Source organism: Helicobacter sp. 23-1045 (genome assembly GCF_053654655.1).
In genome coordinates this window covers 38,489-51,483 of sequence record NZ_JBSIUR010000003.1, presented here as the reverse complement: position 1 = coordinate 51,483, position 12,995 = coordinate 38,489, and the positions used below count along the sequence as shown (strand labels likewise).

Annotated in this window: 14 protein-coding genes; 11 read left to right on the top strand and 3 right to left on the bottom strand. The window is 39.0% G+C overall.

Annotated elements, in window-relative coordinates; genetic code table 11:
- Nucleotides 1-186 precede the first annotated feature (186 nt).
- From trpD to ACWIUE_RS03980, 11 genes are all read left to right on the top strand, one after another.
- Nucleotides 187-1,200 carry an anthranilate phosphoribosyltransferase gene (gene trpD / locus ACWIUE_RS04030; RefSeq protein ID WP_454135109.1) on the top strand — a complete coding sequence of 338 codons (1,014 nt, stop codon included), beginning with the start codon at nucleotides 187-189 and terminating at the stop codon, nucleotides 1,198-1,200.
- 247 nt (nucleotides 1,201-1,447) lie between these two features.
- A complete protein-coding gene (locus ACWIUE_RS04025; RefSeq protein WP_454135107.1) occupies nucleotides 1,448-2,851 on the top strand; it encodes a hypothetical protein in 1,404 nt (467 codons plus the stop codon).
- Between the two features lie 9 nt (nucleotides 2,852-2,860).
- A complete protein-coding gene (trpC, locus tag ACWIUE_RS04020; RefSeq protein WP_454135105.1) occupies nucleotides 2,861-3,787 on the top strand; it encodes an indole-3-glycerol phosphate synthase TrpC in 927 nt (308 codons plus the stop codon).
- 50 nt (nucleotides 3,788-3,837) lie between these two features.
- A complete protein-coding gene (locus ACWIUE_RS04015) occupies nucleotides 3,838-4,035 on the top strand; it encodes a hypothetical protein (RefSeq protein WP_454135103.1) in 198 nt (65 codons plus the stop codon).
- A complete protein-coding gene (locus ACWIUE_RS04010; protein WP_454135101.1) occupies nucleotides 4,032-4,163 on the top strand; it encodes a hypothetical protein in 132 nt (43 codons plus the stop codon). The genes ACWIUE_RS04015 and ACWIUE_RS04010 overlap by 4 nt, the downstream gene beginning before the upstream one ends.
- A gap of 61 nt (nucleotides 4,164-4,224) precedes the next feature.
- Nucleotides 4,225-6,465: an N-6 DNA methylase gene (locus tag ACWIUE_RS04005; protein WP_454135099.1), complete on the top strand. Its 2,241-nt coding sequence runs from the start codon at nucleotides 4,225-4,227 to the stop codon at nucleotides 6,463-6,465.
- A gap of 5 nt (nucleotides 6,466-6,470) precedes the next feature.
- The gene (locus ACWIUE_RS04000) at nucleotides 6,471-7,856 is read left to right on the top strand and encodes a restriction endonuclease subunit S (RefSeq protein WP_454135097.1); all 1,386 of its coding nucleotides are present in this window, start codon (nucleotides 6,471-6,473) and stop codon (nucleotides 7,854-7,856) included.
- Complete coding sequence (locus ACWIUE_RS03995) at nucleotides 7,853-8,230, top strand: hypothetical protein (protein WP_454135095.1); 378 nt, start codon at nucleotides 7,853-7,855, stop codon at nucleotides 8,228-8,230. The genes ACWIUE_RS04000 and ACWIUE_RS03995 overlap by 4 nt, the downstream gene beginning before the upstream one ends.
- Nucleotides 8,217-8,504 carry a hypothetical protein gene (locus ACWIUE_RS03990; RefSeq protein ID WP_454135093.1) on the top strand — a complete coding sequence of 96 codons (288 nt, stop codon included), beginning with the start codon at nucleotides 8,217-8,219 and terminating at the stop codon, nucleotides 8,502-8,504. The genes ACWIUE_RS03995 and ACWIUE_RS03990 overlap by 14 nt, the downstream gene beginning before the upstream one ends.
- 12 nt (nucleotides 8,505-8,516) lie before the next feature.
- Complete coding sequence (locus ACWIUE_RS03985; protein ID WP_454135091.1) at nucleotides 8,517-9,173, top strand: phosphoribosylanthranilate isomerase; 657 nt, start codon at nucleotides 8,517-8,519, stop codon at nucleotides 9,171-9,173.
- Nucleotides 9,174-9,375: 202 nt separating this feature from the next.
- Nucleotides 9,376-9,534 (top strand): hypothetical protein, encoded by a 159-nt coding sequence (locus ACWIUE_RS03980; protein ID WP_454135090.1) that lies wholly within the window; start codon nucleotides 9,376-9,378, stop codon nucleotides 9,532-9,534.
- A 13-nt stretch (nucleotides 9,535-9,547) separates the two neighbouring features.
- Here ACWIUE_RS03980 and ACWIUE_RS03975 read toward each other — a convergent pair whose 3' ends face one another.
- The 3 genes from ACWIUE_RS03975 to lpxC are packed head-to-tail and all read right to left on the bottom strand — an operon-like array spanning nucleotide 9,548 to nucleotide 12,978.
- Nucleotides 9,548-11,449 carry a sulfatase-like hydrolase/transferase gene (locus ACWIUE_RS03975; RefSeq protein WP_454135088.1) on the bottom strand — a complete coding sequence of 634 codons (1,902 nt, stop codon included), beginning with the start codon at nucleotides 11,447-11,449 and terminating at the stop codon, nucleotides 9,548-9,550.
- Complete coding sequence (locus tag ACWIUE_RS03970; RefSeq protein WP_454135086.1) at nucleotides 11,436-12,077, bottom strand: hypothetical protein; 642 nt, start codon at nucleotides 12,075-12,077, stop codon at nucleotides 11,436-11,438. The genes ACWIUE_RS03975 and ACWIUE_RS03970 overlap by 14 nt, the downstream gene beginning before the upstream one ends.
- A 4-nt stretch (nucleotides 12,078-12,081) precedes the next feature.
- Complete coding sequence (lpxC, locus tag ACWIUE_RS03965; protein WP_454135084.1) at nucleotides 12,082-12,978, bottom strand: UDP-3-O-acyl-N-acetylglucosamine deacetylase; 897 nt, start codon at nucleotides 12,976-12,978, stop codon at nucleotides 12,082-12,084.
- Nucleotides 12,979-12,995 lie beyond the last annotated feature (17 nt).

Sequence of the window (12,995 nt, the reverse complement as noted above, 5' to 3'; positions counted from 1 at the left end):
GAAATTTGAAAAATTTTTGAAAAAATATAAGATTTAAGTGCAGAATCTCTCAAAAATCAAAGTAAAATCTACGATTTAGATTGCCACGAGAGTTCGCATTAGCTCATTCTCTCGCAATGACGAAGTTTTGGGGCAGATTCTGCGATTTAAAGATTCTGTGATTTTAGATAAAAAGGAACGCAAAAAATGATAAAAGAAGCGATTTTGGCACTCACACAAAGGCAAGATTTGAGTTTCACAGAGGCGCGCGAAGTGATGAATGAGATTATGCAGGGCACTGCTAGTCCAGCGCAGATGGCGTCATATCTCACCGCATTAAGCCTAAAAGGTGAGAGTATCGATGAAATCACGGGTAGCGCGATGAGTATGAGAGAGCATTGCATAAAACTTTTGCATAATCACAATGTGCTTGAAATTGTCGGCACAGGGGGCGATGGCGCAAATTCGTTTAATATCTCTACCACCGCGTCCCTTGTCGTATCAAGTGCGGGGGTGAGCGTGGCAAAGCACGGCAATCGCGCGGCAAGCTCCAAAAGTGGCGCAGCTGATGTGCTAGAAGCACTTGGCGTAAATATCAATCTCCCGCCCGAGCGCAGTTTGGAGCTACTCCAAACAATCCACATTTGCTTTTTGTTTGCGCAAAATTACCATATCGCTATGCGCTATGTCGCGCCCATTCGCAAAGAGCTAGGCATTAGGACGATTTTTAACATTTTAGGACCGCTCTCAAACCCCGCTGGTGCGAATATGGAGCTTATGGGCGTGTATGATGAAAGCCTTGTGAAGCCACTAGCGCGGGTTATGAATAATTTGGGCGTGAAACGCGCAATGGTAGTCTTTGGCAAGGACAAACTTGATGAAATCTCAGTGAGCGCGGAAACTGCCGTGTGTGAAGTGATAGAGGGGCAGTTTAGAGAGTATGAGATTGCGCCTAGCGACTTTGGCTATCCATTGCGCCAAAAAGATGAGATTCGCGGGGGCGATGCGGTGCAAAACGCCAAAATCACGCGTGAGATTCTAAGTGGCAAAGAGATGGGGGCAAAGAGAGAAGCTGTGTGCCTAAACGCTGGGGCTGCGCTGTATGTCGCCAATAAAGTGAGCGATATAGCGCAAGGCGTGAAAATGGCAGAATCGCTGATTGATTCAGGCAAGGCTTTGGCGCAATTAGAGCGGTTTATCGTAGAGAGCAATAAAAATTAGGCAAGATTCACGCTTAAATTTTTAGATTCAAAAGGGGTAAAAAATGAAAAAAATAGGTTTGGTAATTTTGGTGGCGGTTTTGTCGATTGCGTTTGTAGCGTGTGAATTTAGATAATTCACACAAATCTAGTGAATTTAATGCGAATCTAGCGTGAATCTAATTTTATCGCAAATCAAACACGAATCTAAAAAACGCGAATTTTCGCTACAATCACACTTTTAAATTTTAAAAACACAAAGGATTTTTATGCCAAAGCTACGATTTCTCGCGCTATTGTTGATTTTCACGCTAAATGTCGCAAATGCTATGTTTGACTACAATATTCTTAACATACGATTTGAGTTAGTAAGCGAATATGATTCATTGCATTGGGATGGGCGTAACAAAGACTTAATCACGCCAAAAGATTTAGCAAACTTGCAAGACAAAGACTACAATGCCTTTGGGATTCCCCTGCCAAAGCAAATCATTTTTGAAGTCCTAGATTTTCATAAAAATCACAATGATGAGTTTTCGTTGCTGGTAAAGCAATATCCATTTTCTCAGCTAATCTTTTCGCAATGGCAGACTATCAAACTCTACGAAAAGCACAAAGAGCTAACAAATAATCCAAAATTAACATACAAAGACTTTATGCAAAAGAATTTTAGATTTACCTATAATGGCAAAAATCTAAACATTTATGAAGCAATCGCAAAAATGAAGCTACAAGAGAGAAATAATGCAAACAACGAATTATATCGTGGCATTGATGACTATTGGACTACGCTTGTTGGTGGCACTGAAAATCTAACGCTTTATGACTTCATCTATGACATTATCCCAAATTCTATTAAGAGAGAGTTTTTAAAAGATAAATCCACTATGAAAGCCTACTTGCCACTTAAAAGCGAATCCTTTGAATATACGCAAAATAACTTTAAAGACAAAATACAATTACACGCAAATATCTATGGCGATAAGCCCTTTAATGAAAAAAATATCAAAAAGCAATGGCATACCATAAACGCGCTCAATCTCAAAGGCTATGACATAGATTCAAAAGAACTCATAATCCCAAAGGCAAAGCACAATAAATTAGGCATAGTTTATGATGAGATTTGGGAGCTGGTGAATGTAAATCAAAATGATTTGGAGTATTTTACATTTTGGGAGTTTGAGAGTGTCCCCGCTCCAGAATTAACAGAATATGAACTTGATGAAGATGGCGTAAAACACGCGCTAGGCTGGTGGAACAAATATGTTTTAGATTACAAAAAAAAGGCTTCTTGGGAGGATATTCTTGATTTTATGCAATCATATGACCCTTATGCTAGTAGTTATTTGGGCTTATATAGTGGCGAAATTTGGGATAGAGGCTCTGCATATATCTCAAGTAGCAAAATCATAAAAATCGCTGCTACGCAATATTACCAAGCACAAACATTGATTTTGCATAATAATTTTTCTACAAACAACGCTTTATTTGAGGAAGCAAGGCAACAAATAAGAAAAAACCCAGAGACAGACTTTTATCCAACAAGTAGAGCCGCTTGTGCTGAATATTGCCATTATGTCGCAGGATTTCGATTAGACATTTATCTAGGCTACCGCTTCAATCAAGCATTGGCGTTGGCGTTTGTAGGCGCGTATCATACAAATCCGCAATAAAGGGAATAAATGGACATTTTAGCAAAGATTATAAAATCTACAAAAGCGCGAGTAGAGCGAGAAAAGGCGCAAATCCCTTTTAATGAAATGCGTGAAAAAGCCGAATCGCTGTATAAAAATCAATGCGAATCGCGTGAATCTAGCGCGGATTCGTCATTGCGAGATTTGGCAATAAAACCGCCCTTTGCGTTTGAAAAGGCGTTAGATTCTAGTGCAAATGTGGCGCGAAATGTAGCGGATTCGCACATAGATTTGAGCGTGGATTCAAGCCAAAATGGCGTAGATTCGCGCCACACAATGCGCTTTATTTGCGAAGTCAAAAAGGCTTCGCCTTCAAAAGGCATTATCGCCCAAGATTTCCCCTATCTCCAAATCGCGCGGGATTATGAGAATGCGGGAGCGGATTGCATTTCCTGCCTTACCGAGCCAGAGTATTTTTTGGGCGCGGATAGCTATTTGCGCAAGATTGCAAAGGCGGTGAAAATCCCTGTGCTACGCAAGGATTTCATCATCGATAGCTATATGATTTATGGTGCGAAAGTTTTGGGCGCGGATTGTGTGTTGCTCATCAGCGAGGTGTTGGAGTTAGCGCAAATGGTGGAGTTTTGCGACATTGCCAAATCGCTTGGATTAAGTGTCTTGATAGAATCTCATAGCGAATCTGCCTTGCAAAATGCCCTGCAAACCTCCGCGAAACTCATCGGCGTAAATAACCGCGATTTGCGGAGTTTCAAAGTGGATTTAGGCACGAGCATTCGCCTAAAAAGGCTTGTCCCAAAGGATAGAATCTTTGTAAGCGAATCAGGAATCGCCACAAGAGAGGACATCGCCCTTTTGCAATCGCACGACATAAACACCGTGCTCATCGGCGAATCGCTAATGCGCGAAAGCGACAAAACCCACGCATTAGCAAATCTAAAAGGCGCGAATTTGTGAATCCAAATTTTGCTACAATATCGCCATAGATTTTACAAAAGGAATGCAAAATGACTTTAATTATCCAAAATGTCAAAGAGGAATTTTTAAGCGATTTTGAAAAAGTCGCAAAAAATGCGAATGCTACGATTTTGCGGCAAGATTCTAAAAAAGGCGAATCTAATTTTGAAAAATTGCGCAAAGAAATGCTAGATGATTTGCGTAAATCCCACAATCGCGCCGTTTTTGAGCGACTAAAAGATAAATGAAAATCAAATTTTGCGGGTTGTTTAGGGAGTGTGATATTGCGTTCGCAAACGCGCTAATGCCCGATTTTATGGGCTTTGTGTTTGCGAGGCAATCCAAGCGATTTGGCAGAAATGTTTGTGCCAAATAAACTAAAAGTAATTTTAAAACAAATGTAAAAATGCTAAAATTATAAAATATAAAGGACAAAAATGAACAATGAACTTATAAATAAAGCCATTCAAAAAGGCATTATAACTTTTAGTGACGATAAAAAATTAATCACTTACACATATCAAAACAAAGAGCGCAAGTATCACAATCCAGAGGAAAAAGTCCAAGCCCTTACATTTTGTAAGTTAGTTTTAGAATACGGCTATCCACAAGAGCAAATCAAACTTTTTGCCTCTATCCAAATGGGTTCTTCCACCAAAGAAGCTGATATTGTTGTATATAGCGACAAAGACTGCAAAATTCCACATATCATCGTAGAGTGCAAAAAACAAGAAATAAGCGATTTAGAATTTCAAAACGCCATAAATCAAGCTTTTAGCTATGCGGTGGCAGAGGGCGCAAGATTTGTGTGGGTAAGCTCGGGGCTTAAAGATGAGTATTACCAAGTGTTGGATAAAAAGCCAAAAGATAGAAGTGCAATCCCGGATATACCTGCTTTTGGGTCAAATAAAATCCTTAATTTCAAATATGTTCGTGGAGGCAAAATAGGTGCGCAAAAATATTTTGATTTACAAAAAATTAGCGAATCCGACTTAACACAAGCCTTTAAACAAGCACATAATGCGCTTTGGGGAGGTGGTGAGCTAAATCCAAGCACAGCTTTTGATGAGCTTGATAAACTTATATTTTGTAAAATTTGGGACGAAAAAAATACGCCAAGAGAAAAACCATATCAATTTCAATTTATAGCTAGGGAAGAAAATGGCAAACTTGTAAGCAATAAAATATTAAATGAAGAATTAGCCCAAAGGATTCATTCTCTCTATGAGCAAGGGCGCAAAAAAGACTCAGAAGTATTTAAAGATAATATTAGATTAAGCCCCGAAAAAATACGCTCTGTTGTGGGATATTTAGAAAAAATAAATCTTTCACAAACAGATTTAGATTCCAAAGGCAGGGCATTTGAAACCTTTATGGGGAGTTTTTTTCGTGGAGATTTTGGGCAGTATTTTACGCCTAGACAAATTGTAGATTTTATTGTCCAAGTTTTACCGATTGATAATAATTCTATTGTGCTTGATACAAGTTGCGGAAGTGGTGGGTTTTTGCTTCACGCGCTTGATAAAGTCCGTAAGTTAGCTGATGAAAATTTTGGAGAAAGAGATGAAAATGGTAACCTTAAAAGATATGAAAATGGCGAAGTTATCATAAACAAGCAAGATATAAGCGACCATTATAAATTTTGGCACGATTTTGCACAAAATAACCTCTTTGGAATTGAAATAAATGAGCAAATTGCACGAGTGGCTAAAATGAATATGATTATCCACGACGATGGACATACAAACATTATCGTTTGCGATGGACTTTCGCCCATAACACAAAATAATTGCGAATATTCAAGTAAAGACAAAGAAAAATTAGAGCAACAAAATGCTAATACCATCGCCAATAAAACGAACAATGCAAATTTTAAAGAAAATTATTTTGATTTTATTATCACAAATCCACCTTTTGGCTCAATCATTAAGCAGACTGAACGCGCTTACTTGCACCAATACAATTTTAGCAATAAAGAAGTAAATTGGCTTGATATTAAAGACAAAGTCGAACGTGAAAAGCGTGAAAATCAAAACACAGAAGTGCTGTTCATCGAGCAAGCATATAGATTCTTAAAAGAAAAAGGCTTTTTGGCTATCGTAATTCCCGATGGAATCCTTACAAATTCAAGTTTGCAATATGTGCGCGATGCTATCGAGGAAATGTATAAAATCGTGGCTGTGGTATCTATGCCACAAACGGCGTTTTCTCACACGGGCGCGGGAGTAAAAAGCTCGGTGCTGTTTTTACAAAAACATAAAAGCGAAACAACTAAAAAAATCAAAGAAACTAAATTTTTATTGCAAACTCACATAAAAACAAAATTTCAATATATTGACAAAATAACTGCGTTAGAATATACCAAAAAACAAGCATTAAAAAAGCTAAACAAAGACTATCCAAGCAAGGAAACTAAACAAAGAGAGCCTTATATAAGCAAAAAATCCGACATAGTCCAAAAATATAAAGAGCAAGTAGAAAATTTGCAGTCGCCTTTAATTAAATCTTATGAACTAGAAAAAGCACAAATATTCCAAAAAGAAGGGCTTGATTATGATATTTTTATGGCTATTGCTGAAAATATCGGCTATGACGCCACAGGTAAGGCAACAGGCATAAATGAGCTAGATTCTATCGCGCAACATTTACGCGACTTTTTAGCACAAATCGCAGAGTAAAATTTATGGAAATCTTTATACGAAAATGGAGCGAAATTAGCGGTGGGAGATTTGACGCTGATTATCACAGCGCAAATCTATCAAATTCAATAAAAACGCAATCATTAAAGCATATTTGTAATATCAAAAGTGGCAAGAGAATCCCCAAAGGTAAAACCTATGCGAAAGAATCTACTATGTATAAATATTTACGAGTTGATGACTTAGATTCTGAGAAAACACATATTGATATAAATTCCCTAAAATCAATCGATAAAGAGATTTTTAATATATTAAAGCGTTATGAAATTTTTAATAATGAAATCGCTATATCAAATGCGGGAACTATTGGAAAAATATTTTTGTTTCACAATGATACACACAATAGAGTTATTTTGACTGAAAATTGCGTTAAGTTGCAAGTCGCTGAAAATATTTTGCCAAAATTCTTAAATATTGTTTTGAAAATGGATTTTGTGCAACAACAAATCAAACAAAATTACATTCAAACAACCATACCAAAATTAGCAATAGAAAGAATCAAAGATTTAAAAATCCCTGAAATTCCACCAAAAGAAATTCAGCAATACATTGTTGATATTATGGATAACGCGTATTTAGAAAAAAGGCGTAAAGAGAGCGAAGCGCAAGAGATTTTAGATTCTATTGATAGTTTTCTTTTAAGCAAGTTAGGCATTAGCTTGCCACCAAAAGCCACAAGCGATTTAAAAAGGCGAATATTTTTTGTCAAACTTAGCGAAATCAGCAACACTCGCTTTGACGTCGAGTATCACCAACACTACTACAACACCCTACAAAACGCCATACATCAGGGCAAATACGAAGTCGCTAAAATCCGTGATATTGCATTTATCAATCAACAATTAGAATCTATGGAAAAATATGATTTTATCAACTACATAGATTTATCCTGTATTGAAAAAGAAAACGGCTTTATCAAAGACACGATACTAATAAACAAAGACTTTCCAAGTAGGGCGAGGCAAAGGGTGTTTAAGGGCGATTTATTAGTTTCAACTTTAAGTGGCTCAATGAAAGCTATTGCGCTTGTGAGCGAGGAGAAAGAAAATCTAATCGCTTCAACTGGTTTTTTTGTCATAAGCAAGGTTAAGCAAAATCTATTAAAAGATTTTTTAATAAACATTTTGCGCACAAATTTATTTCAAACTTTGCTTAAAAGAGAAGCGAGCGGTTCGATTATGAGTTCGATAAATTATAATGACTTTTTAAATCTAAAAATCCCTTTGCCACCATTAAGTGTGCAAGAGAAAATCGCCAATGAAATTATTAGGCGCAAACAAAAATTTATAAATTTACAAAAAGAAGCTAAAAATATTTTAGAATCTGCTAAATTGCAGGTAGAAAAAATTATATTAGAAGGACAGCAATGAAATTAAAAGGTGTAATGGAATTTTCTTTGGGTGGTTTTTTGACATTTAGAGGCTATGCAATTTTAAGCACATTAAAAGAAGAAGGAGGCGATAGTGTTTTCTATCGTATAGATGGCAACCATAGAATTAGTGCTGCAGAAGACGGTAGTGATAAGATTAAGAATATGATTACGCCTTTTTCAATTATATTTTTTAGAACCCAAAAAGAATATCAAAAGCAAAGCAAAATGGTGTTTCATAATACAAACTTCAAACATATCCCTTTAAGTATGGAGCATAATTTAAGGCTTATTTTTGAAGACAATGAAAATTTCAGTGACGATGTTTTGCAAAGCGATAATTTTGGGACACATTTTTACTATGCTAAATGTTAATATATTAAAATCTTTACAATTTAACCCAAGAGAAACTTTTTTCAATCTTTTTAGTGTTTTATGCTCAAAACAAGAATATAAAAATATAAGCGAAAAAGAGGTCAAAGAAAAATTATCTTGTATAAATGAATATTATAAAGATAGCAGACTGAAAGAAAGCAACAATGGCACGGTTATATCAGCTTTTATATATTATATTCTATCTACAAAAGAAAAATTAAGAGAAAAAATAAGAAATATTTTAGAAGATTGCACAGACAAGACATTTCAATAAAAGATAAATCTTATGAAAATCAAATTTTGCGGGTTGTTTAGGGAGTGTGATATTGAGTTCGCAAACGAGCTAATGCCCGATTTTGTGGGCTTTGTGTTTGCGAGGCAATCCAAGCGATTTGTGGATTTTGCTTTGGCGGGGGAGTTAAAAGCGCGACTAAATTCGGGTATCAAAGCGGTGGGCGTGTTTGTAGATAGCCCTGTGGAGCACATTTGCGAAGCGGTGCAAAGTAAAATCATCGATATGGTGCAACTTCACGGCAATGAAAATAACGCCTATATTAGCGCGTTGCGTAAATCTATGCAAAAAGATTGTGGCACAATCGCGCCCATTATTAGGGCGATTAAAATGCGCGATTCGCATTCGTTAAATTTGGCGTTAGAATTTAATGCGGATTTTATCCTGCTAGATAGCGCGAATGCGGGGAGTGGAGTGGCGTTTGAGTGGGAGAAGTTAAGTGCGAAAATCGCAGAATCTAGGTATTTTGCCTTTGATTTTGCCACGCGCTTTTTTCTCGCAGGTGGGGTAAATGCGGACAATCTGCCCCGCGCAATGTCGCTCAATCCTTATGCGATTGACATTTCAAGCGGGATTGAAACGCAGGGCAAAAAAGATTTTGCTAAAATGAAGCAAATCATCGAAACACTCCACTCGCAGAATCTGCGCTAAACTTCGTCATTGCGAGATTCTGCGAATCGCAAAATCTAAATTTGGATTGTCACGATTTGAGTTAGTCAAATCTCTCAATGACGAAAAACGCGCTAGATTCTGCGTTTTATTAAATTTTTATGCGAGATTCTGCGAATTTTATGCAAATCACAGAATCTAAATTTGGATTGCCACGAAGTCGCCCAAAGTGCGACTTCTCGCAATGACGAAAAAATCGCAGAATCTAAAAGCAAAATTCGTAGAATCTAATCAAAAAATCCAAATTTTCGCAGAATCTACCCACCCCCTGCGCCACCCTAGCGCAATGGAGGGGGAGAAGTTTGGAGAGTCGCTCCGCAAGGGAGGGGAAAAAGTTACATAATCTCCGCACAAATCTACTTCATATTCACAAATTCATCTGCCTTGCGCCAATTCTCCGCCTTGTAAATATCGCCCCGCACTTTGAGCGCATTTGAGATTAACCACTCTTGCGGTTTGTGCTTGTGAAGCATCCAATGATAAGTCGCAGTGTGGATTAACTCCCTATTTTGCGGATAATTTTGCAAAATATTTGGCGGCACATTTGGACATCCGCGTGGCAGATTCGCGCAAAAAATGCTCACAATATCGAAGTTTGCCATCAAACGCCTATCCACCTTCAACTCCCCACGCGCCCCAAAATCCTTGAATAAAAACAGCACATCGGGGCGGACATTATTTTTATCATTATCATTTGGAAGCGGAAAGTTGATATTATCATTGCCCGCGTGGTCGCTTATTACGAAAATCTGCGTGTTATCATAAATCCCCGCATTTTTGAGATTTGCCACGAAATCGTGCAAATACTGCAACGCGCAAGATTCTGCGTCATAGTGCTGAAAATAGGACTTGTGCATAGAATATTGCGGATTTTGGCGGATTTGCGGATGCAAGAAGTCATCCCACGCCGTTTTTTGCGTGAAAAAGTCGCATTTTTGCCCATCAAAATACACGCCAAAGGGCGAATGCGTCATCAGCGACCAAATAAATTTAAAAGTCGGTTTCGCAGAATCTGTCTTCAAAATGCGCGATGTCGCATAAAAATTCGCCGTGTAATTTATCGCAGTGGTGGAGCGACTTTTTAAGCGTTTTTCGCCACTAAGTCGCCACCAACCATCATCATAGAGCAGTTTTCGCGCTTCAAACTCAGGGGCGAACTTAAAAGCACCATACACCAAAAGTTGAGCGATGTCAAAGTTTTTCGATAACTCTTTTATCTGCGTCAAATCATCCGCGAAACCTTCGCTTTGCGCGTAAAAATCCACGAATTGATTTGTGCTGTAATCGATGAGTGCGACATTTTCGCTCAACTGCGATTTGATATTCTCCACATTGCTTCCTACAAATGTTAGCAGATTTGCGCTAAATCCGCCCTGTGCGAAGGCATTTGCAGTGTTTATAAACGCAGAATCTATTTGCGTTATGAGATTCTGCGCTCTTTTATTCATATTTATCGCGGTGTAATATTCGCCACCGATGAGAGATGCGGCGGTAGGGATGGTGAGATTTGCGCTAGAAATGGCGTTTGGATAGAGTGTGAAACCATCAAGCGCACCTTTTAGGTGCGGAAACTGCGTGAAAATAAAAGGCGTATGCGAACCGCTAAACATATCAAGCACGATTACCACGATATTTTTATCCGTTTTGGAGTATGAGAAAAATGCCTCCCCTGCTTTGTTTGCCTCCATTCTTTGCTTTGTGATTTTTAGCGCATCTATGCCACTTACGATTAGAAGCGTGGCAAAAATGATTTTCCACACAAAGAGCAAATATTTTAGCGCAAATATCACAAAAAGAATGCCCGCCACCAAAACGGCGATGAAAATCCGCATTTGCGCGATTATCGGCTCTATGCTGTCATAAACAAATGGATGTTTGTCAAACCAAAATCTATCCATCGCACCATAATCGCCCGTGAAAATGAAACTATACGCAATGCCGATGAAAAGTGCCACGCTTAACGCAAAGGCGGGGATTTTCTGCCACTTTTGCGGGATAAATGAAAGGGCGTAAATCGCGCTAAAACTTGCCAATAAAAACGCCCCAAAGAGTGAGCCAAGCGTCGCTTTTGTCTGTGTGCTATCAAACTGCGTAATATCGCTGTTATAAAGAGCGTAGGGATTAAAAACGCAAATTAGAAGCGCAATGCAAAGGGTGGCGTAAATGGCGATTTGGGGGTAGATTTGGGTTTGTGTGTTAGATTCTGCGAATTTGGGGCGATTCGCAGAATCTATATTTGGATAATTACTTCGCTTCACTTGCAAATCCTATGGATTGCTTCGTTGCACTCGCTTCGCTTCGTGCGCCTCGCAATGACGAAGTGGATTGGCGATTCGCAGAATCTAGTGTGGGATTTGGGATTAACCCACCCCCTTTGTCCCCCGCGCGCATTTGGGAGGGGGAGAATTTGGATTTGCCATCCGCAAGGGAGGGGGAGATAGAGAAAGCCCCTCCCCGTGCGGGAGGGGTTTGGGGTGGGGTATTTATCGCAAATGGGGGGGGGGATTTTATATTAGATTCTGCGAATTTGGGGCGATTCGCAGAATCTATATTTTGCTCCCCCTCCCGTGCGGAGGGGGCTAGGGGGTGGGTATTTTTTATATTAGATTCTGCGAATTCTTTGTCATATGGTTGCTTCACTTCGTTCGCAAAACAAGGCAAAGCCGAAGTTTCTTTATCCAATCCTACGGATTGAGCGATAGCGAAATATCTAAAAAAATAATTGAGATTCTTCGCTCGTTTCACTCGCGCGAGAATGGCAAAAAAGTGTGGATTGCCACGATTTGCCTTTGGCAAATCTCGCAATGACGAAGCGGTGGGGCGATTCGCAAAATCTAGCGCAAAATCTCGCATTTCATTCGTAGAATCTAATGGCGAGTTTGGCATAAAATTACGAGTGCGCTATCGCAAATTCAAAGTTTTCTGCGTTGCTTGGCAATTCTACGATTTGATATGCTTTGCTATCTGCTAAAATCTTTTGTGTCAAAAAGTGATTTAGCTTGTGGCTTCCTGCAAAGCTCACATAAGTCCCAATGAGTGGCATTCCAAGCACACTCATATCGCCGATGGCGTCCAAAATCTTGTGGCGGACAAATTCCTCTTTGTAGCGCAAACCCTCTTTATTCAAAATCCCGCTTTCATCAAGCACAATGCAGTTTGAGAGATTGCCACCCTTTGCAAGTCCGATAGAGCGCAGGTAATTCACCTCTTGCAAAAAGCCAAATGTCCGCGCACGGGCGATTTCGTCTTTATATTTTTGTGGCGAATATTCAAATCTATATTGTTGCGTTTTGATTGCGGTGTGCTCGAAATTGATTGTAAAATCAAAAATGCTATCCTTGCTAGGCTCGACACGGACGAATTTTTCGCCGTCTTTTACTTCGATGGGCTTTTTAATCGCGAGTGCTTTTTTTGGCGCGTCCTGCGTCAAAATCCCCGCTTCCTCCAAAAGCATACAATACCCAATCGCACTGCCATCCATTATCGGCACTTCCTCATTATCAAGCACCACGCGCAAATTATCGATGCCATAAGCATAAATCGCGCTTAATAAATGCTCGATTGTGGAGACTTTCGCTTCGGGGTTTTCGCGCACACCAAGCACCGTTGCCAAAGTCGTATCGATGACATTTTCAGTTTTTAGCGGGATACTCACGCCCAAATCGCTACGATAAAAGACAATCCCGCAATTCTCGCCCAAAGGCTCTAAAATCATTTTTACGCTTACGCCCTTATGAAGTCCGATTCCTACTAACTCTACGGGTTTTTTAATGCTTCGCTGTTTCATTTTATATCCTTAAAAAT

Excerpts from the sequence above, each read along its gene's own strand:
- trpD (WP_454135109.1), top strand. The coding sequence starts at position 187 with ATGATAAAAGAAGCGATTTTGGCACTCACACAAAGGCAAGATTTGAGT.
- ACWIUE_RS04025 (WP_454135107.1), top strand. The coding sequence starts at position 1,448 with ATGCCAAAGCTACGATTTCTCGCGCTATTGTTGATTTTCACGCTAAAT.
- trpC (WP_454135105.1), top strand. The coding sequence starts at position 2,861 with ATGGACATTTTAGCAAAGATTATAAAATCTACAAAAGCGCGAGTAGAG.
- ACWIUE_RS04015 (WP_454135103.1), top strand. The coding sequence starts at position 3,838 with ATGACTTTAATTATCCAAAATGTCAAAGAGGAATTTTTAAGCGATTTT.
- ACWIUE_RS04010 (WP_454135101.1), top strand. The coding sequence starts at position 4,032 with ATGAAAATCAAATTTTGCGGGTTGTTTAGGGAGTGTGATATTGCGTTC.
- ACWIUE_RS04005 (WP_454135099.1), top strand. The coding sequence starts at position 4,225 with ATGAACAATGAACTTATAAATAAAGCCATTCAAAAAGGCATTATAACT.
- ACWIUE_RS04000 (WP_454135097.1), top strand. The coding sequence starts at position 6,471 with ATGGAAATCTTTATACGAAAATGGAGCGAAATTAGCGGTGGGAGATTT.
- ACWIUE_RS03995 (WP_454135095.1), top strand. The coding sequence starts at position 7,853 with ATGAAATTAAAAGGTGTAATGGAATTTTCTTTGGGTGGTTTTTTGACA.
- ACWIUE_RS03990 (WP_454135093.1), top strand. The coding sequence starts at position 8,217 with ATGCTAAATGTTAATATATTAAAATCTTTACAATTTAACCCAAGAGAA.
- ACWIUE_RS03985 (WP_454135091.1), top strand. The coding sequence starts at position 8,517 with ATGAAAATCAAATTTTGCGGGTTGTTTAGGGAGTGTGATATTGAGTTC.
- ACWIUE_RS03980 (WP_454135090.1), top strand. The coding sequence starts at position 9,376 with ATGACGAAAAAATCGCAGAATCTAAAAGCAAAATTCGTAGAATCTAAT.
- ACWIUE_RS03970 (WP_454135086.1), bottom strand. The coding sequence starts at position 12,077 with ATGCCAAACTCGCCATTAGATTCTACGAATGAAATGCGAGATTTTGCG.
- lpxC (WP_454135084.1), bottom strand. The coding sequence starts at position 12,978 with ATGAAACAGCGAAGCATTAAAAAACCCGTAGAGTTAGTAGGAATCGGA.